Raw genomic sequence first — 21,243 nt, forward strand, 5'->3', positions numbered from 1 at the left:
CAAGGTTATAGAATTTTAATAACTGATCAAAAGATTTTTAGCATCGACACAATCGGCGTTAATTAATTGTGCTGGGCTAACTGATTAACAGCGCCTGATAAAACAACGTATTGTGCGCAGCCACCTATCGTTACTTCGTTCTCTCCCCAGAAAAACGGCCAGTCTTCCTTGTTCTCCGGAAAATCAGGTTTGAGCAACAGGATACCGGGTACCACACCACCCGCAATAAACCTGAAATCGGCCCGGTTATTACCATAGGTTACTTTTTTTGAACGGCCACCCACCGCCGACACGAATGAAAGGTTGGAGTAAGGATGGCATCCGAAGATATAATTCAGTCCTTTATAAACATATTCGGGGCCAATGATATTAGGGAAATACTTATTGGCATAGTAGTTCGTGATGGCGAAATTGATAACCTGCCCGCTACCACCCCATCCACCCGGAGTAATCGGCACACCATAAGGGTTCTGTTTATCATATTCATCGCATGAGGCTTTATATTTTTGCATATACCCGGCTATTTTATCCTGGTAGTCTCTGTCCATGTAAGGATAGGCGTGCAAGGCGTTTATCATTACGAAACCGGGAAAGCGATCAAGCATTGGCATGATCATCTTTTTGAAATGATCCGCAAATTGTGGCTCTTTTGTTGTGATGTATAATTGAAGCGCGGCGAGCATTTCATTGCCAGCAGCAAACATATTGCGTGCCTTTGCCGCCGAGTCCATATGCATTTTCAAGCTGTCATCTTCGTGCCACAGTTTCAGGGCACATTGCAGGCTTTTGACAGAAAGCGTATCGTTGTAACCTTTCAGCGCCCTGCTGGCGGCAGCGAGAGCGGCAGCTGCCTGATAATCCAGTGCAATGTTCCTGGTGGTAAATGCCCATCGGTCGTCCATCGTACCGCTCGATTTGCCGTCAGTTTGATACGGTTTGAGCAATGGATTATATGGCAGATTATCCGTTTCATTAACCGCGTCTCCGAGGTGATGGTACTGGTGTAAATTGGGTACAATGATTCCGCGCGCTGCGTGGCCTATATTCACAACCTGCGCTACCAAGGCGAGCGTACCATGTTCCAATTGTTGTAAAACATCGGGCTTACCATCGGGCCGGTGTATATCTACGTACCTCGTTGCGTAATCCACATAAGTTTCGTCACGGTCGATCCTAAAATTCTCCCAGGCTTCGGCAAAACTTAATACAACACTGCAGTGTGAAGGCGTTTCAATATCAAAGTCGCCGGCATCAAACCAGCCACCAACATTAAGCCCGGGGATGCGTTCAAGCGGTTTGTATTTAGTATCGGTTGTAGGCCCCATTTTGTAGGTATCAAAATGCTGATGATTGGGAGGGGCCTGCAAGGCATCGTCTAAAAAAGGAGCGCCGTGCCACACGCGATAAGCCTCATTCACCATCATATGATCCATTTGAACAGGGAACCAGACATCCATAGTGGGATGCCCGATATTTTCATAAACATTGGGATTGATCGGGAAAGCGTTGGTTTTTTGATTACCGTAGGCAATGAAATATAAACCGGATTTTTTTACACTGCTAAAATCAAACTTTAGATAATTGTAACGTGTAAAATGCCCCCAGTGCTGTACGTCTGATTTAAGCTGCTCAACATATTTTCCGTCTGCTGTTACTTCAAAAAGGGTCGCAGTTTTTAAAGGCGCATCGCTTTTATCCAACTCTATTACCGCGGTTTTCTGCTGCTCCGGTCGGTAGCCTACCTGCGAAAACTCAATTACCGGCGCGCGCTTCCAGTTAGGTACAGCATTCGGCTCAATATACCAGGTCAGTACTTTGCCGGTTTTACCCGTCGGTAACAGGCTGCGCACAATAAACCATCCGTTTTGCGCAAGGTTCCGGCCGTCAAACAACATCAGATCGGCATCAGTCGATTGAATCTTGATATTGCGTTCGGGATCTTCAGGATCCATTACCAGCGTTTTGCCGGTGGCAAGCGGAGCCGGGTCAATAAATTCGTTGCGGCCACGGTCATCAAACGTGCTAAAGCCTGCAAATTGAGGAACCTTCTGACCTGAAGGAAGTATTTTGGTAGAGCCTGCGGGATACAACGGAAACGCCCCTGGTTTTCCATCAACCAGGAATGTTTTTTCGAAGTAAGCGGACGGTATTACCTCGAGGTTAAAACCAGCCCTTCCGGCTAATTTTTCCGGCACAGGTTTGTCAAGGTATAAACTGAGCTCAACACCGTTACCTTTTGGTATCACGCTGATCCTGGAGTCAAAATCGTAGTCGGCGTAACGCATGGTTACATCTATTCGATGACTAACGCTATCCACTGTACGATTAACCATTGTGGGCACAAGGTCCCACTGCTCGGGTGTGTTTTGAAGCCGCACTGCACCACCGGTAATGGTGCGCACACCATGATGAATCAACTCTACGCCCGCGGTTTTCTCATCCTGAAAAATTCCGTTATACTGATTACTGAATACGAGTACATTTACTCCGGGGGTTTCAAAATAGCCGAGCTTGTTTAGTTTTAGTTTTTGAGCTGTGCCCCGGAGGGATGACAGGCAAAAAACAAATGCCATTATCATTGCCATTACCGGCTTTAATGAGTAAAATTTCAGTTGCATGGTTTATAAGATTGATTAAAGAGGTTTATGATCGGATACTGATTGCAGCCCTACGAAAGTATCCGTACAGGAAATGGATTGCTACCACAAACCAATATTTTGATACCACGAATGTATTTACAGGTCAGCCTGGTCAAAAAGCTATGTAATTGTTACTATCAAGGCCCAAAAGCAGTTTATAACGATTTTCGACACCACCAAACAAACTCAAAATCAATCAATTAAAACCTATCTTGGTAAGATATGGCAATGAACAGTCATATTTAGTGATTATCAGCACGTACGGGTAGGATATTTATTTTTCCGGCTTAAACATTCGTTCTATCATTATCACAATTTGTGTTAACTGCCGAAAAAGCGTTCGCCTACTTTCGGGTATTCCTCGCTACGAGTGAAAACTAACACCATTTAATCCGCTTTAACATACCGTTAATCCGCGCAAATTATCTGCCAGATTAACAGGTGACCCAAATTATGAAGAAGATAGCCTGCCTTACCGCCATGGGCATTTTGCCTGCAATGATGGCCATTTCCCAGCCAGCGCTTAAACACTCGCCAGCGGGCTTTGATACCTACCGCACGGGAATAGCGCACGGAAAATTAGATACCATTACCTATAATTCTAAAACAGTTGAGGCTAAGCGTCGCGCTGTGGTATACCTCCCACCCGGATATACCATAAAAAAAACTTATCCCGTTTTGTACCTGCTGCATGGCATTGGCGGCGATGAATTTGAATGGCTTAACCAAGGCACGCCCCAGGTGATACTGGATAACCTTTATGCCGATAAAAAACTGGAACCAATGATTGTGGTGCTGCCTAATGGCCGCGCCATGAAAGATGACCGCGCCACCGGCAATATCATGGCGGCAGACAAGGTTGCCGCATTCGCAACTTTTGAGCATGACCTGCTGAACGACCTCATCCCATACATCCAGAAAAAATATCCGGTGTACACAGATCGGGAGCATCGTGCACTGGCTGGATTATCCATGGGCGGCGGGCAGTCCCTCAATTTTGGGTTGGGCAACCTGGATAAATTTGCCTGGGTTGGCGGATTTTCATCTGCACCTAATATCAAAAAACCTGAAGAATTGGTTCCTGATGCCGAAGCCGCAAAAAACAAACTAAAATTGCTTTGGATCTCCTGCGGCGATCATGACGGACTAATGTCGTTCAGCAAACGTACCCACGACTATCTGGAGCAGAAAAACGTACCGCATATCTTCAGCGTGGAGCCTGGCATCCACGATTTTAAAGTTTGGAAGAACGACCTTTACCTGTTCTCGCAATTCCTGTTCAAGCCTGTTGATATCAATAAGTTTAACATGATGATTTCCGGCGGCCCTGCATTTACCAATATCAGGGGCTCAAAATATCCCTTTATCCTACCGGATCATCGGGTGCAATTTCGTTTTAAGGCACCGGATGCTCAAAAGGTACAGGTTGATCTTAGCAAAAAATATGACATGACCAAAGATTCTGCCGGATTCTGGACAGCCACAACCGACTCCATTAGCGGAGGCTTTCATTATTATTCACTAATCATAAATGGCGTTCCGATAGCCGACCCTGCCAGTCAAACCTTTTACGGCATGGGACGTATGGCCAGCGGCATTGAAATACCTTTTGAGGGCGGCGACTATTATACTATAAAAAACGTTCCGCACGGCGACATCCGCAGCAAAACCTATTTTTCAAACATCACCAAATCATGGCGGAGGTTGTTTATTTACACCCCACCAGGTTATGATATCAACAGTAAGGCCAAATACCCGGCACTGTACATATTACACGGCGGCGGAGAGGACGAAACAGGCTGGGCAACCCAGGGCAAAGCCGATATTATTATGGATAACCTCATCGACGCCAAACAGGCTAAGCCGATGCTCGTAATTATGCCCGATGCCAATTTCAGCGGTGCGGGTTTTGGCGAAGCCGACCTTAAAGTCTTTGCAAATGAATTAAAACAGAGCATCATTCCGTTTATAGAGAAAAACTATCGGGTTGAACGCACAGCTCAAGGACGTGCCCTGGCCGGGCTTTCCATGGGTGGGCTCAATACACTTTATACGGGCATATACAATACTGATATGTTCAGTTACCTCGGCGTATTCAGCTCGGGTTGGATAATCCCTGTACAAGATAGCATCGCCAATACGCAGTATGATTTTATGAAGAAAAACGCGACTAAAATCAACACCAACCTGAAAGCATTTTGGATAGCTATGGGTGGTAAGGAAGATATCGCCTATAAAAACTGCCAGATCATGCTGGGGAAGCTGGATAAAATGAAGATAAAACATACCTACTACGAATATCCGGGTGGCCATACCTGGCCTGTGTGGCGAAATGATCTCTACAAGTTTGCCCCTATTCTGTTTAAATAAATTGACGATCAAAAATTCCAACCGGAAAATCCTACATATGAAAAAAATTAAGTTTTGGCTGTTGTTACTTGGATGTGTATCTGGCATGGCCACGCAGTTGTCGGCACAAAATCCATTGATCAGGGATCAGTTCACAGCCGATCCCTCGGCCCGTGTTTTTGGCGACAGGGTGTATATATACCCATCACATGATATTAAGGCAACGCCCGGTCATGGACGGCCCGGCTGGTTCTGTATGGAAGATTATCACGTTTTTTCATCGGCCAACCTTACCGATTGGACTGATCATGGTGTGATCATCAGCCAAACCACAGTACCATGGGCCGATCCGGCATCATACAGTATGTGGGCACCCGACTGCATATTCCGTAACGGCAAGTATTATATGTACTTTCCCACCACCGCAAAAGGCAGCGAAAACGGCCGTGGTTTTACCATAGGTGTAGCCATAGCCGATAAACCTTACGGGCCCTTTACCCCACAGCAGGAGCCAATAAAGGGCGTACACGGCATCGACCCCAATGTTTTTATAGATAAGGACGGGCAGGCCTATCTGTACTGGGCGCAAGGAAACCTGTATGCGGCAAAACTTAAAGAAAACATGCTGGAACTTGCTTCAGAACCGGTAATTTTAACTGAGATGCCGGTTAAGGCACTGAAAGAAGGCCCCTACCTGTTTGAACGTAAAGGCGTTTACTACCTCACTTATCCGCACGTGGCCGATAAAATTGAAAGACTCGAATATGCTATCAGCAATAACCCAATGGGCCCGTTTAAATTTGCAGGTGTGCTAATGGATGAATCGGCTTCCGGCTGCTGGACCAATCACCAATCTATTATTCAATTTAAAAATCAATGGTACCTGTTTTATCATAACGACGATTTGTCGCCCAACTTTGATAAAAACCGGTCGATAAGGTGCGACAGCCTATTTTTTAATCATGATGGAACAATCAAAAAAGTAATTCCAACCCTACGTGGCGTAGGAATAACTAAAGCATCAGAAAAAATACAGGTAGACAGGTACAGCGATAAGGATAGTACGGTGCAGATCTCCTTTCTTGATACAGCAAAAAGATTTGACGGATGGAAGACTACCTTTAACAATACCGGCAGCTGGATACGTTACAATCGGGTTGATTTTAACGGCAAAAAATTTAAAGAAATACAGGTTATGGCTAACGCGGAAGGCCCGGCAACCATAGAAGTGCGGCTTGGCAACGCCACCGGACAATTACTGGCCACCGCGAACATTGGAAAAGGAAGCAACTGGCAGGTTAGTCAACACCGTCTCACCTCGCTTCCACCAAAAATTGCCGACCTGGTGATCGTATTAAAAAGCGGTACCGGTGCCAATATCGATTGGATAAGTTTTAAATAAACTTAAATTACATCTGCAAATCGCTTTCACCGGTATCCATTGTTGTTCGATAATCTTCAATATAAAAAACATATTAAGCGTTGGTTGATTTTAACGTATTTTAAAAATGGCACCCTATCACAAAAACAACATCGTATTACGTAAACTCGTGCTGACATGCCTTATATGCTGGTTGACAATAATTCAGTTAAACGCACAGAAGGCACTAAACCCTATTCTCTACGCCGATGTTCCGGACGTATCGATGATCAGGGTTGGCGATACTTATTATGCGAGCAGCACCACTATGCACCTTAGTCCGGGCCTGCCTATTATGAAATCAAAAGACCTGGTAAATTGGCGCATTGTAAGTTACGCTTATAATAGGCTTGATGAGGGCGATGCCCTTAACCTTGTTAACGGAGCAAATGCTTATGGCCGCGGCTCGTGGGCAAGCAGCTTGCGTTATCATAACGGAACATTTTACGTATCTACCTTTTCAGGCACAACCAATAAAACTTATATCTATAGCACCAAAAACATTGAGAGAGGTCCTTGGAAAGTTAAATCCTTTGAACCTGCGCTGCATGACCACTCACTTTTTTTTGATGATGACGGCAAAGCTTATATAATTTACGGAGGCGGCAGGATAATGCTGGCCCAACTGAATGATGACCTATCGGGTATCCGCCAGGATAAAAAACCGCAGACCCTTATAGAAAATGCAAGCATTATTGCCGGGCCAAACGTTGGCCTACCTGCCGAGGGATCGCAGCTATTTAAAATTAACGGAAAATACTTTCTTTTTAATATCAGTTGGCCCAAAGGCGGTATGCGTACCGTTTTAATACACCGGGCAGATAACCTTGCCGGGCCTTACGAAGGCCGCGTAGGTCTGCAGGATAAAGGAGTGGCCCAGGGCGGACTTATTAATACCCCTAAAGGCACCTGGTATGCCTATCTATTTCGTGATTTTGGCGCCGTTGGCAGGGTGCCTTACCTGGTACCGGTTACATGGACAGATGGATGGCCGGTATTGGGTAATCACCACGCGCCCGACACGCTGAATCTACCTGAAAACAAAAGCCTGATCCCTGGTATTGTGTCTTCTGACGAATTTAGTCGTAAGAAGGGAGAACCGGCGCTACCTCTCGTATGGCAATGGAATCATAACCCCGATAATCAATTATGGTCATTAACTAAACGAAAAGGCTATCTGCGGCTGGTTACCGGACGAACCGACAGCACATTGTTATTAGCGCGCAACACCCTTACGCAACGTACCATCGGCCCAAAATGTTCAGGAACAACTTCCATTGACGTTTCCGGCATGAAAGACGGCGACTTTGCGGGCCTGGTTTTGCTGCAACAGCGATACGGCTTTGTAGGCGTTAAATCAGATCACGGCTCCAAATGGCTTGTTATGTATAACGCGCAATCCGGGGTAGCCACAGAAGCTGCCAGCATACCTTTAAAGCAAGCAACAATTTATCTAAAGGCCAGCTGCGACTTTACCAACCAGACCGACAAAGCCCACTTTTTTTATAGTTTCGACGAAAAAAAATGGGAACCTATCGGTACGCCCCTGCAAATGGCTTATACAATCCCTCATTTTATGGGGTATCGCTTCGGCCTGTTTAACTATGCAACCAGGGAAACCGGTGGCTATGTCGATTTTGATTTCTTTCACATCAGCAATACACAATAAAACAATTGTATTTCAAAACGGATAATCATTTCAAATAAATATTGATACAAACAATGACAAAAAAACTATTATTCTTATCCGCACTATGCTTAAGTGCGTTTAGCAATATGCAGGGGCAAACTCGTCTCAACCTCGATCTTACAAAAGGTGTAAAGGTAAGCCCGAAACTATACGGTTTGATGACCGAAGAAATCAATCACTCTTATGATGGTGGCTTGTATGCCGAACTGATCCGTAACAGGGTTTTTAAAGATAATCCGGGCCAACCCGAGGGCTGGAGTGTTGTTGAGGATGGAGCTAAGGCTTCCATTCAACTAATTGGAGCAGATCCGGCCAATGTCCCATTTGATCAGGGACGAAATGCTATTAATTCCGCGCTGACCACCTGTCTTAAGCTTACTATTAACGAGGTTAATGGTGGCCGGGCAGGCATTGCCAATACCGGATTTTGGGGCATCCCCGTTACTCCGTCAACAACTTATCGCTGCTCTTTTTATATCAAGACCGGCACTGCCAACTTTTCTCGGGGTAACAGGCCTGAAGCAACACCGGCAACTACGGTTACGGAAAATGGGCCGGGCATTATCAACGTTAGCCTGGAAAGTACCGATGGAAAAACAGTTTACGCTAAAGGTTCTATCAACCTCGTAAAAAGCATTTTCTGGAAAAAGCACGAGTTAACCATTACAACTACTACAAACATTAAACCAACGGCAGACGCGCGTTTTGTTATTTCATCCAACCGCACAGGTACCTATTACTTCAATCTCGTTTCGTTATTCCCTCCTACTTATAAAAACAGGCCCAATGGCAACCGTATTGACGTAATGCAGATGATGGCGGATATGAAACCCGCTTTCCTTCGCTTCCCGGGTGGGAACTTTTTAGAGGGGCCGGATCTCGGAGATGCATTCCCATGGAAAACAACCTTAGGGCCGCTTGAACAACGCCCCGGCCATACAGGCAGCTGGGGATACCGGGCAAGTGACGGCATGGGCCTCCTGGAATTTTTAGAATGGTGCGAAGATTTAAAGATGGAACCACTATTGGCCGTGTATGCCGGGTACTCTCTACGCGGCGATCATGTTGACGCAGGGCCGTTGCTTGAGCCTTACATTAAAGATGCTCTGGATGAAATTGAATACTGCATTGGCGATACAAAAACTTACTGGGGTGCAAAACGCGCTGCCGATGGCCACCCTGCTCCTTTTAAACTTACGGATATAGAAATAGGGAACGAAGACTGGTTCGACAGGTCGCACACTTACGATGGGCGTTTCAAACAATTTCAGGCTGCAATTAAGGCCAAATATCCTCAGTTGCGCTGTATCTCCACCATTGAAGATTACAAGCCCGACCGTGTGGTAAGCGTTAAACCCGAAATGGTTGATGAACATTATTACCAATCGGCCTGGGAAATGGAAGAAGATGCAGCGAAGTACGACAGCTATAACCGCAAAACCAGCCCTAAAATATTTGTGGGCGAATGGGCTACCCGCGAGGGCGCGCCTACAACCAACCTGAACGCGGCCCTCGGCGATGCTGCATGGATGACCGGAATGGAACGCAACAGCGACCTTGTGGAGCGCTCGTGTTATGCCCCTTTATTTGTGAATGTAAACCAGGCGGGTAACGGCCAGCCGAAAGCCTGGCAATGGGACTCGGACCTGATTGGTTACACCGCCCTCAAAGCCTATGGTTCGCCATCATATTACGTACAAAAAATGTTTAGCAATTACCTTGGCAATAAAGTTGTGCCTATTACAGCCGAAAATGCACCGTTACGAAAACCTGCAGTAAAAGACACAGCCGGTTTGAGCAAATGGCCGACCAATGCCCGGCGACCAAAAGCAGAGCGACCGGCCTTATTTTATGTTTGTACTCAGGATGAGAAAAACATTTACCTGAAAATTATCAATACCGATGATATGGCCCGGGAAGTTGAAATCAATTTGAAAGGCGGAGACATCATGGCAGGCGGCACACTGATTGTACTGAAAGGCGATAAACCTGAAGATACCAATACCATTGATGAGCCAACGAAGATTGTTCCGGTTACATCAGCAATAACAGGACTTGGACGGTCATTCAGGCGCACATTCGAGCCTTACTCTGTCAACGTGATCAAATTGACGAAACGTAAATAGGTCATCTCGTCGAGACTGATGTTTATTTTACGAAACTGGACTGATTCAAACCTACAGCAAACCAATACCCGAAAATTTGATTGAAATGGACTCTTTTTTGTAGAAAACCGACTTCATTATATTTAAAGCATTCATATACACTCTGGTATATCAAAGCAATTTGCATATTTGTGATCCGGATGATCAAAAGAAATTTAAAACACACTTTCTCGCTGCTTAACGTTGACTATGTGAGGCTTAACTGCAAATGGAATTACAGAAATGTGATCAGCCCTTACTACCGTATTTATTATATAGATGATGGAGAAGGCGAAATATCAGATGCAGCCAGTTCGCTAAAGCTTGAACCAGGCTACTTATACATCATTCCCAGTTTCACGTTATGTAACTTAGGGTGCAGTAATTACCTGGGACAATATTTTGTTCAGTTTTTTGAAGATTCGATAGATGGAAGCTCGCTTTTTGCTAATAACAGGGCTGTATTGAAAACAAAAGCTACCGAAATGGATGTTAACCTTTTTAACCGGTTGCTTCAAATTAACCCGGGAAGGGGAATTAACCGATCGGACAACCCCAAGGTATATGAAAAAGATATTTATTATAAAGAATACCAGGAGCTCAACACCCAGCAAAACATTTCAACATACCTGGAAACCCAGGGTATCTTGATGATGCTAACCGCCAAATTCCTGAACCCGCAGCTGTTCAAAAACCCCAAACAGAAACTTATCCCGGTAAAAATTGCAGAAACGCTAAATCACATCCTTGTTAATTTACACCTGGATCTTTCGGTTCACCTGCTCGCATCCCGGGCAAATCAAAATGTCGATTACTTTTCAAGGCAATTTAAACAGTATACGGGAACCAGGCCATTAAATTACATCAACGAAAAACGTGTTGAGCGTGCACAATACCTGATGGCCACAAGCCGGATGTCCTATTCGGAAATTTGTACTCAAACCGGATTTGATAACCTTTCTTATTTTTCCAAAACCTTCAAAAAGCTCACCGGCATGTCGCCCAGTGAATATAGAAAGCAGATGTATCAGGTTGGTTTTAATCATTGATCAATAAGGCATCATAATGGCAGATGAAATATAGGCGTTATTAAAAAGCATGGTCTGAAATAACCATCGCCAACGCATTTATAGGTACCAGGCCATAAATAATCAATGTGTAATAGCTTGTACAAGCTATTACCTTTAATCCAGCATCAACAACCACTAAATAAACAAGTTACAATCAGGCCAAAAATACAAACCTCGATTTAGCAACCTCGATTCTTTTCGACAACTCGTATTTCCTATTGCGTAAAAAGTCGGTTTTATACAAAAAAAAGTCCCATTAGGTCAATTATTTGGTTGTTATTTCAAAGAAATTTGGATGATTATCAATTATTAATTCGATAACACGAATTGCTGATTAACCAATTATAGATAACACGTATAGAAATTTATTTAAAGCTTCGGCTGTTCATCCGCATGGCTGATCGGTTTAGGTGCTTTTCTAACCGTCAAACTTAATTATGAAAAGAAGAACATTAATAAAAGGCTTAGCCACAGGATTATCTTCCTTGTACCTGTCAAGAGCTTTCAGCAGTAGTTTACTGCAAGCAAATTTAAATGCTGACATTGCCTCCGGCCCTTTTAAACCCGATTGGGATTCATTGGCGCAATACCAGGTACCCGATTGGTTTCGCGACGCTAAATTTGGTATCTGGGCGCACTGGGGCCCGCAATGCCAGCCCGAACGCGGCGACTGGTATGCCCGCGGCATGTACCAGGAAGGTAGCGACCAATATAAATACCATGTTCAAAAATATGGACACCCTTCAAAATTTGGTTTTAAAGATGTTATTAACGAATGGAAGGCCGAGAACTGGAACCCCGATGAACTGGTAGGCCTGTACAAACAGGCAGGAGCCAAATATTTTATGGCACTGGCCAATCACCATGATAACTTTGACCTTTACGACAGCAAATACCAAAGCTGGAACTCAACCAAACTTGGCCCTAAAAAAGACCTGATTGGCGGCTGGGCTAAAGCAGCTAAAGAACACGGCCTGCCGTTTGGTGTAACGGTGCACGCTTCCCATCCATGGACATGGTATGAGGTTGCACAGCGCGCAGATAAAAGTGGACCATATGCAGGTATCCCTTACGACGGTAAACTCACTAAAGCCGATGGCGCAGGCAAATGGTGGAACGGCTATGACCCGCAGGAATTATATGCCCAAAATCATGCATTGAGTAAGGATAGCCTTAATGACAACAGCATGGGGGCTCATTGGGATTGGGGCAACGGCGCAAGCGTACCTAATAAAGCTTATTGTGATAAATTCCTGAACCGCACCATCGAGCTGATTGATAAGTATGGGCCCGAACTAATCTATTTTGATGATACCGCATTACCGCTTTGGCCAGTGAGCGACGCCGGCTTAAAAATTGCAGCGCATATGTACAATACCAGTATTAAAAAACATGGTAAACTGCAGGCAGCATTGTTTGCCAAAGTATTGAATGAGCAACAGCGTAAATGTATGATATGGGATATAGAGCGCGGACAGAGCAACCAGATAGAGCCCTTGCCATGGCAAACGGATACTTGTATTGGTGCCTGGCACTATGATCGCCGCATATTTGATAATAAACATTATAAAAGCGCTAAAACCGTTATTCATACCCTGGTTGATATTGTAAGCAAAAACGGCAATCTACTCTTAAACATACCGTTACGTGGCGATGGCACTCTTGATAGTGAGGAACGTGCGGTAGTTGATGGTATAGGAGCCTGGATGCAGGTTAACAGCGAGGCAATTTACGGCACCCGGCCATGGAGGGTATTTGGAGAAGGGCCGGCAACAGATTCGGCGGCACCCATCAACGCGCAGGGTTTTAATGAAGGTAAAGGCAAGCCATTCGGTGCCGAAGATATCCGGTTTACCACAAAAGGTAAAACCCTTTACGCTACTATGCTGGGTTGGCCTGCCGGGAATGAAGCACTTATTAAAAAATTAGCAAAAGGCAATGAAGCAGGTAATATAAGTAGCGTAAGCCTGCTTGGAAACAACAAGCTGAGCTTTGAACAGACAGAAGCAGGCCTTAAGGTAAAGATGCCTGAAAACGCTCCGTGCAAAGATGCATTCGTATTAAAAATAGAAGGGGCTATTTAATCAATATCATGAACCGCAAAACTTTTTATGTAATGATTGCTGCTGTTTCGTTGGCAGTTCCTTCTTTAGCCCAAACTTTTAAGCTGGTATCGCCCGATAAAAAAAACATTATCGAGATAAACAATACCAATAGCCTGCAATATACTGTAACCAGCAATGGTTTAACTATCATCCATCCTTCTTCACTGGGCTTCGAGTTTAAAAATGAACCGGCTATCGGCGCCAATATGACCGTAACCAGTCATGTTGAACATTCTGTTAACCAAACCTGGGTGCCGGTAGTAAAAGCAAAACATAGTACCATCACCGACCATTACAATGAACTGGAACTGTCACTGATGGAAAAATCGGGGCCTATGCGCCGGATGAAAATCTGGTTCAGGGCTTATAACGATGGGATTGCCTTTCGCTACCAGTTATTCGGAGCCGACAAAATCGGCGACCGGGAGATTGTAAGGGAACTGACCAGTTTTAATTTACCGGCAAAGGCAAAGAGTTGGGTGGCGGACTATGGTGGTTATACCTCGTCTCAAGAAACTGAATTTCAACCCAAAAACCTAAACCATATCACAGAAAAAACAATAGCGGGCTTACCCCTGCTGGTGGAGTTGGATCAGAGCCATTATACGGCAATTACAGAGGCTAATATTGATAACTACCCCGGGTTTTATATAGGCTCGTTAAAAACAGACACCGGAGCAACCGATAAAGTTGATCTGGTTACCAAGTTATCCCCTCTGCCCGGCGAAAATGAGAACGGGGTTAAGGCTCGTTTCGCTAATAACCTGCTTACACCCTGGCGTGTAGTAATGCTGGCAGCTTCGCCGGGGAAATTAATTGAATCGGAACTGATCCTGAACCTGAACCCTGCCTGCGCCCTGAAAGATGCAAGCTGGATCAAGCCAGGCATGAGCGCCTGGGATAACTGGTGGAGCGGCGAGGTAAAGATGGATATGCCAACCATCAAAAAGTATATCGATCTGGCATCGGCACAGCATTGGCCTTACATGCTTATCGACTGGCAATGGTATGGCCCATTTAACAAGCCGGAAGCTGATATTACCAAACCTGCCCCGCAATTGAACATGCCCGAAATTTTAGCTTATGCCAAAGCAAAAAAGGTTAAATGCTGGCTGTGGTTATACAGCTCTGATGTTAACCGGAATGACAATTTTGAAAAGGCTTTCCCAATTTACCAGCAATGGGGCATTGCCGGGGTCAAAATTGATTTTATGGACCGGGATGATCAGCAAATGGTAAACTGGTACCGCCGCATCATTAAAACTGCCGCGCAGTATCACCTGATGGTAGATTTTCATGGCGCTTATAAACCCGATGGCATTGAGCGTACCTATCCGAACATGGTAACACGGGAAGGAGTTTTAGGAGAGGAATATTCCAAGTTTTCGACCAGGATAACAGCAGGACATAATACTACCCTCCCATTCACCCGTATGCTGGCCGGGCCAATGGATTACACTCCCGGCGGTTTTTTAAATGTAAAAAAAGAAGAGTTCAGGAAAGGCAGCCCCACCCAGGTAATGAACAGCCGTTGCGCCGAACTGGCAAAATTTGTGATTTACGAAAGTCCCTTTACGGTTTACTGCGATGCACCGGAGTACATTTTGGGTAAGCCAGGAGCCGATTTCCTAAACAATATGCCTACCGTTTGGGACGACACCAGGGTGCTCGGCGGTTACCCGGGCGAGTATGTCATCATTGCCAAAAGAAGCGGAAAAAACTGGTACGTAGGCGCAATGACCAACGGTTCGGAAAGGACGATTCAATTAAAAACGGATTTTTTACCGGCGGGTAAATACACATTGTCGTCATGGGCGGATGTATTATCCTCACCTCAAAGTTTAACCCGGTCCGAAAGAAAGATATCGGCAAGTTCAGTTATGAATATCCATTTGGATACATCCGGCGGATGGGTAGCCAAAATCACGGCCAATAACTAAGCATGGCTTTTCATCTGGCAACAGAAACGTAAAACACAATTATCCGATCATGACAAAGAATAAAACACTCTTTCCGTTTATATTAATAACCAGTTTATTCTTTTTATGGGGTTTCGCCCATAACCTCGACCCTATATTGATACCCCACTTAAAAAAGTCGTTTACGCTCACAACAGTCCAGGCCACACTGGTGGATTCGGCTGTTTTTATTGCCTATTTTTTGATGGCTTTGCCGGCGGGTTTCATCATGAAAAAATATGGTTACAAAACAGGTATCATAACCGGCCTGTTGGTTTTTGCAATCGGTTCTTACTTATTTATACCTGCAGCCAATACCCAACAGTATACCTTTTTCCTGGTAGCCTTATTTATCATTGCCTGCGGCTTAACCATTTTAGAAACCGCCGCCAATCCCTATGCTTCATCATTGGGCGATCCGGCAACGTCTACACAAAGGCTTAACTTTGCCCAATCATTTAATGGGCTGGCTGCCACCCTGGCGCCGATAATTGGTGCACGTATTATCCTCACTAAAGGATATACCGCTGCACAATTAAGAGTTATGACAGAAGAAGGCCGAAAACTGGCGCTGGCCGCAGAGGCTTCTTCCGTTAAAATGCCTTATTTTATTTTAGGTAGCCTACTGGTGCTTATCGCTATACTTTTTGCATTTACGCATCTGCCCCGGCTCCAGTAGCAAGACGGGCATACAGCCAGTAAAAACATTTTTCATGCCTTAAAACACCGTCATTTAGCCTGGGGCGTAGCTGCTCAGTTCTTTTATGTAGGTGCGCAGGTTTGTGTATTTAGCTTATTTATCCTTTATGCAACAAAATCTGCCGGCATCACTGAAGTTAAAGCGGCAGATTATTTGGGGTTATTCGGTTTTGCATTCCTGATCGGCAGATTTATTGGCACTTTCCTGATGAGATATTTCAGTTCAGCGAGCTTACTTGCTGCCTATGGAAGTATTAATATCTTGCTTTGCACCATAGCCATTTTAAGTCATGGTATAATCACCGTTTATACGGTTATAACTATATGTTTCTTTATGTCGATCATGTTTCCAACCATTTTTGCCCTGGGCATAAAGGACTTGAAAGCCGATACCGAATTTGGCAGCAGCCTGATCATTATGTCCATCGTCGGCGGTGCTGTTTTGCCAAGGGGGGTTGGTTACATCAGCGACGTAACCGGTAATATTCAATATGGCTATGTGGTACCATTGGTATGCTTTGCGGTGGTAGCATTTTTTGGATTGAAAGGCCATCGGATAAAAGTGAAACAAGAAAATATACCTGTTTCAGCTATCCTTTAACAATATCCATTTTCGATATGCAAGAAATTAATTTACCTAAAATAATTTTTGGAACCAGCGGATTAGGAAATTTATACGTAGCACTTTCTGATGAAGTTAAATGTGCTATTGTTGCCGAAAGCATCAGGTATTCCCCTAAACCGGCCGTATTTGATTCCGCTGGCAAATACGGCGCGGGACTTGCGCTCGAATCGCTGGGAAGTGCACTGGCACAATTGAATGTAAAGCCTTCGGATGTACTCATTAGCAATAAATTAGGTTGGCTGCGTACTGCATTAACAAGTCCGGAGCCTACTTTTGAACCTGGGGTTTGGCGTGACCTGAAATACGATGCCGTTCAACGAATAAGTTATGAAGGCATCCTGGAGTGCTATGAACAGGGAAACGAATTGTTGGGCAATTACCATGCAGAACTGGTGTCTGTACATGACCCGGATGAATATCTTAATGCGGCAAAAGATGAGCAGGAACAAGCGCAACGTTACCATGATATATTGGAAGCTTACCGTGCGCTAAACGAGTTGAAACGGGATGGTAAAGTAAAGGGCGTCGGCGTAGGTTCGAAGGATTGGCGAATCATCAGGAAAATAACCGATGATGTAAAGCTTGATTGGGTAATGATAGCCAATAGCATGACGGTGCACAGCCACCCCCGGGAATTAATTGAATTTATGCAGGACCTTGAAAAACAAGGAACTCAGATCATTAATTCCGCCGTTTTTAACGGAGGCTTTTTAACAGGATCTGCTTATTACAACTACCGGTTAACTGATCCGGTAAAAGACAAGCATTTGTATCACTGGCGGGAATTGTTCTATGGCTTATGTGCAGATTATAAAATAAAACCTGCCGATGCGTGTGTTGCCTTTGGGCTAAAGGCGCCAGGTGTCAAAAGTATTGCCATGAATACAACCAATGCAGAACGGGTATCCCAAAATGTTGCTTTAGCCTATTTAACGATCCCTGCACAATTTTGGAAGGAAATGAAAGCATGTGGTTTAATCGACGAGTCGTACGCTTCCATCTACCTGTAAAAATTAAATACCACTATGAAAAGATACTGTTTGGCCCTTGATTTAAAGGATGATCCGCAATTGATAGCAGAATATGAGCATTGGCACAAAGCCGAAAACAGCTGGCCGGAAATACGCAAAAGCATACTGGATGCAGAAATCCTCGATATGCAAATCTATCGTACCGGAAACCGGCTATTTATGATCATGGAAACAAGCGATCATTTTGAGTCAAAAACAAAAGAAGCGATGGATGCCCTTAACCCCAAAGTACAGGAGTGGGAACAGCTAATGTGGCTATTTCAGCAGCCCCTGCCCTGGGCAAAAGATGGCGAGAAATGGGTACTTATGAAACAGATTTTTAAGCTTTAAAATAGAGAGGATATGATATGCAGTTAATAGTTTGCGAGGAACCAGGGCGGCTGGCTTTTAAAGAGCAAAAGAGCCAGAAATTAAAGAAGGCTATGCACAAATCAGGATTAGGAGAATAGGAATTTGCGGGACCGATCTGCACGCGTTTGAGGGAACCCAGCCATATTTCAGCTACCCGCGCGTTCTGGCCATGAGCTTGCGGGCGAACTGGTTGAAACAGGGGGCGCACAAGATTTTCCAAAAGGAGACATTGTTACATTTATCCCCGGTAAACGACCTGCTTTTTCAAATGATAAGGCCCATTTATTCTGACTTTTAGCCATTTGCATAGCTTCGGCAAGCTAAGTGTGTAGCTACTTTTATTGCACTCCTGGGCACCGGCAATCATCGGATTCAGGATAAAAAGAGTCAACGTTAAAACGAAAACTAATAAGCCGTAATTTCTTAAAATTGTCATAATTCAAACCCCTCCTAAAGTTTTGACAAGACAAATTTCCCCTTAAAGCAGCGGTTAAAATAGGCCAAACAGCTTCAATGTTCGTCGAAATTGCGCATAAAAGTCAAAAAGAAGAACTGAAGAATCAATCGAATTTTTTCCGGTATTCAACCGGCGACATTCCGGTTGCCGCCCGGAAAAACTTTCCGAAAACCGACTGATCGGAAAAATTAAGTATTCCGCTGATTTGCGATACAGAGAGTGCCCCCCTAACTGGCTCGAATCAATAACCAATTTTGGGCACTATTAAATATGAGACCATCTCTCAGCTTGCTTAGTCTGCAAACTGAGAGTTTCTGGAATGAAAACCCTACATTTAAATTATCCAATAATTTCTATTTGACATGGTACAAATACACAACTATCTGTCTTCCAATCTACTAAAAAAAACAGCGAAATCAATCGTTCGACGGGGCTCCCTCCGGAAGCATGACCATTAAGCCACTATATAATTCTCATTTTCTGCAACCTGATATCACATCTAAAATCGTTATTAAACATTTACAACACTTTAGATGTAAAAATCAGTCCCCTAAGTTTGAATTAAAAGGCTCAGAATTTAAATATAATGCCAGTATTTCGTCCTTTCCCAATATCCGGCTGAACACTTTTATATTAGTTAAAAATGCTGAAGCTGAAAGATGGCCGCTAATGCTTCCTATTGTTTTTAGCGGGCAAATAAATTGCTTTTCTACTGATTCTGCTTGTTTGCCATTAATATAAAAAGTACAGGTATTATGCCCACCCGTCAAAGTTATCTGCGTCCATCTATTTGCTGGGACAATGCTATTAAACACCTGACGGTAAAAATCTTCACCTTCACCTGCGTATTCTTTGTAGCCAACAGTCCGGGCAATACCGAAGCCGGTCTTTCCCGATTTTTTATCTTTAAGGTTCAGAAAAATTGTTCCATACGGCGATTCGAACAGCACTGTAGTTGTATCGCGGGCATCTGTTTTTTTAACCCAAAAGCTCAATGTCCAGGGTTGTTCTAACTCATCGGCTGGTAAGTTTAGCCTAACAAAATCATGTTGATCAAGCGATAATGTAGATTTTGATTCATAACCAGCTAAAGGTTTTATTAACTGTTTATTTACAGCATCGGGTAAACTATGTTCTTTAAAGTCAACATTAATTATCGGATTACTGTTTTTGGAAGTATCCAGTAGCCTTGTATCATTTACTTGCGGTACGTTTTTCAGGCCATCAACTCTCTTTATAAATTCATCAAAAGTGGGCGACATTTTATTGCCCCATAGCTTTTCGGCCATTACAGGTAAAGCCACCGCAACCTCTTCTGCCGTTTCATGATAGGTAAAACCCATTGGCCCGAGATCATTCCATACATGCAGTTTCGCCCCTAACAAATCAGGCTCGCCCGGGTTTAGCTGCTGGTTTGGGCCGAAATCATTAGGAGCCCATTTTTCATATAAAAACTTGTTATCCACGCCGTAGTAATTTGTACCCGGAACAATATACAACCATCCATCAGTTGATTGTACCACCTGGTGCCCCGCTTTAATCTCTTCTTTGGCGTTATTACCCAACCACATATCAATCACTATATTGCTGTCAATAGGGGTAAATCCTGGCATTTCGTTGTATCCGGACCATATCATCACTTTTTTCCCTTTAGCACCTATGTATCTGTTGAAATGATTGATATAGTTGCAAAAGCCTGCTGCAAAAACCTTACGATCTTCTGTTGTAGTCGTCTTTTTAAATCTGTATTCGTCAGTCCCGATATGGAAATAGGGCGATGGAAATAAGGGCACAAATTCATCGAAGATTTTTTCCATCATGGCGGTGGTTTTGGGATTTAATACATCCAATTGCCCGTCCTGCAACTTCTCATTTTTTAGATCGGGGGCAATATCCAAAATACTCATGGCGTGGGCGGGCGCATCAATTTCAGGGATAATATTTATACCACGATCTGCGGCATATTGTATCAAACCCCTGATTTCCTGTTGTGTGTAAAATCCATCTGTAGCCGTTAGCTGAGGATATGTTTTACTTTGGATCCTGAAAGCCGCGTAGTGCTGCCCGTGAAAAGCCTGATCATTTAAATGCAATTGTAATTGATTCATTTTATACCAACTCATGCGGCATATGTAATCTTTCAGCTGCGATACCGGGAAAAATTTGCGCCCAACATCCAGCATAAATCCTCTAAAAGGATAGGCAGGGATATCTGAAATAGTATAACAAGGAATACTTTGCTTATCAGTACTCTGTTCAATTAACTGTAGCAAAGTCCTGGTAGCATAAAAAACACCGGCTTCATCCACTGCCTTTATAGTGATCTTATCCGGTTTGATTTCCAGGTGATAAGATTCCTTTTGGAGCTGAGTTAGGTGACGCCGGGGTTTGATTTTTATGATGATATCATTCTTCCCTCCTTTTGCCTGTAACCCAGATTGCCGTTCCTTGCTTTGCAATGCAGCCAGGTCTTCAAGGAATATCGCAACGTTTTTTTGTGTTGAGACAGATGGCTTAAATTTAAATACCGTAGCATAGTTAATAATAAAACTACCGCTACCTGCCTGCCATTGATGAACCGCCGGGATAATGTTCGGCGCAACATTATTCACCTGTGCGTACAGGCCCGATTGTATTAAAACAAAGAAGGTAATGTATACGATTATTTTTTTTGTTGAGATCATTCAAATTAATTTCGATGTGCT

General features: G+C 44.0%; 14 protein-coding genes. 11 read left to right on the forward strand and 3 right to left on the reverse strand.

The window, feature by feature from the left end; translation table 11 throughout:
- Nucleotides 1-62: 62 nt before the first annotated feature.
- Entirely contained in the window at nt 63-2,618 is a 2,556-nt protein-coding gene (locus DEO27_RS11235) for a glycoside hydrolase family 9 protein (RefSeq protein WP_223818220.1), read from the reverse strand.
- Between the two features lie 474 nt (nt 2,619-3,092).
- Here DEO27_RS11235 and DEO27_RS11240 point away from each other — a divergent pair, with 474 nt between their 5' ends.
- The 11 genes from DEO27_RS11240 (at nt 3,093) to DEO27_RS11285 (ending at nt 18,060) form a co-directional block, all read left to right on the forward strand.
- Nucleotides 3,093-5,009 carry an alpha/beta hydrolase-fold protein gene (locus DEO27_RS11240; RefSeq protein WP_112566307.1) on the forward strand — a complete coding sequence of 639 codons (1,917 nt, stop codon included), beginning with the start codon at nt 3,093-3,095 and terminating at the stop codon, nt 5,007-5,009.
- 37 nt (nt 5,010-5,046) lie between these two features.
- Nucleotides 5,047-6,390 carry a family 43 glycosylhydrolase gene (locus DEO27_RS11245; protein ID WP_112566304.1) on the forward strand — a complete coding sequence of 448 codons (1,344 nt, stop codon included), beginning with the start codon at nt 5,047-5,049 and terminating at the stop codon, nt 6,388-6,390.
- 106 nt (nt 6,391-6,496) lie between these two features.
- On the forward strand, nt 6,497-8,077 hold the full coding sequence (locus tag DEO27_RS11250; protein WP_112566300.1) for a glycoside hydrolase 43 family protein: 1,581 nt from the start codon (nt 6,497-6,499) through the stop codon (nt 8,075-8,077).
- Nucleotides 8,078-8,130: 53 nt separating this feature from the next.
- A complete protein-coding gene (locus DEO27_RS11255) occupies nt 8,131-10,224 on the forward strand; it encodes an alpha-L-arabinofuranosidase C-terminal domain-containing protein (RefSeq protein WP_112566297.1) in 2,094 nt (697 codons plus the stop codon).
- Between the two features lie 179 nt (nt 10,225-10,403).
- Nucleotides 10,404-11,291 carry a helix-turn-helix domain-containing protein gene (locus DEO27_RS11260; protein WP_112566295.1) on the forward strand — a complete coding sequence of 296 codons (888 nt, stop codon included), beginning with the start codon at nt 10,404-10,406 and terminating at the stop codon, nt 11,289-11,291.
- A gap of 458 nt (nt 11,292-11,749) precedes the next feature.
- Nucleotides 11,750-13,396 carry an alpha-L-fucosidase gene (locus DEO27_RS11265; protein ID WP_112566293.1) on the forward strand — a complete coding sequence of 549 codons (1,647 nt, stop codon included), beginning with the start codon at nt 11,750-11,752 and terminating at the stop codon, nt 13,394-13,396.
- An 8-nt stretch (nt 13,397-13,404) separates the two neighbouring features.
- Complete coding sequence (locus tag DEO27_RS31720; protein WP_149301872.1) at nt 13,405-15,357, forward strand: glycoside hydrolase family 97 protein; 1,953 nt, start codon at nt 13,405-13,407, stop codon at nt 15,355-15,357.
- A 49-nt stretch (nt 15,358-15,406) separates the two neighbouring features.
- Nucleotides 15,407-16,054 carry an MFS transporter gene (locus tag DEO27_RS31935; protein WP_317132983.1) on the forward strand — a complete coding sequence of 216 codons (648 nt, stop codon included), beginning with the start codon at nt 15,407-15,409 and terminating at the stop codon, nt 16,052-16,054.
- 228 nt (nt 16,055-16,282) lie between these two features.
- Entirely contained in the window at nt 16,283-16,675 is a 393-nt protein-coding gene (locus tag DEO27_RS31940) for a hypothetical protein (RefSeq protein ID WP_317132984.1), read from the forward strand.
- A 17-nt stretch (nt 16,676-16,692) separates the two neighbouring features.
- Nucleotides 16,693-17,709, forward strand: a complete 1,017-nt coding sequence (locus DEO27_RS11280; RefSeq protein WP_112566291.1) for an aldo/keto reductase — start codon at nt 16,693-16,695, stop codon at nt 17,707-17,709.
- Between the two features lie 15 nt (nt 17,710-17,724).
- Complete coding sequence (locus DEO27_RS11285) at nt 17,725-18,060, forward strand: L-rhamnose mutarotase (RefSeq protein WP_112566289.1); 336 nt, start codon at nt 17,725-17,727, stop codon at nt 18,058-18,060.
- A 581-nt stretch (nt 18,061-18,641) separates the two neighbouring features.
- On the opposite strand, the gene DEO27_RS31965 is transcribed toward DEO27_RS11285, so the two are convergent.
- Complete coding sequence (locus DEO27_RS31965) at nt 18,642-18,743, reverse strand: hypothetical protein (RefSeq protein ID WP_112566951.1); 102 nt, start codon at nt 18,741-18,743, stop codon at nt 18,642-18,644.
- Between the two features lie 337 nt (nt 18,744-19,080).
- Nucleotides 19,081-21,222, reverse strand: coding sequence for a family 20 glycosylhydrolase (locus tag DEO27_RS11300; protein WP_112566287.1), 2,142 nt, complete (start codon nt 21,220-21,222; stop codon nt 19,081-19,083).
- Nucleotides 21,223-21,243: the final 21 nt, after the last annotated feature.

This window comes from Mucilaginibacter rubeus (assembly GCF_003286415.2).
Classification (GTDB): Bacteria; Bacteroidota; Bacteroidia; order Sphingobacteriales; family Sphingobacteriaceae; genus Mucilaginibacter; species Mucilaginibacter rubeus_A.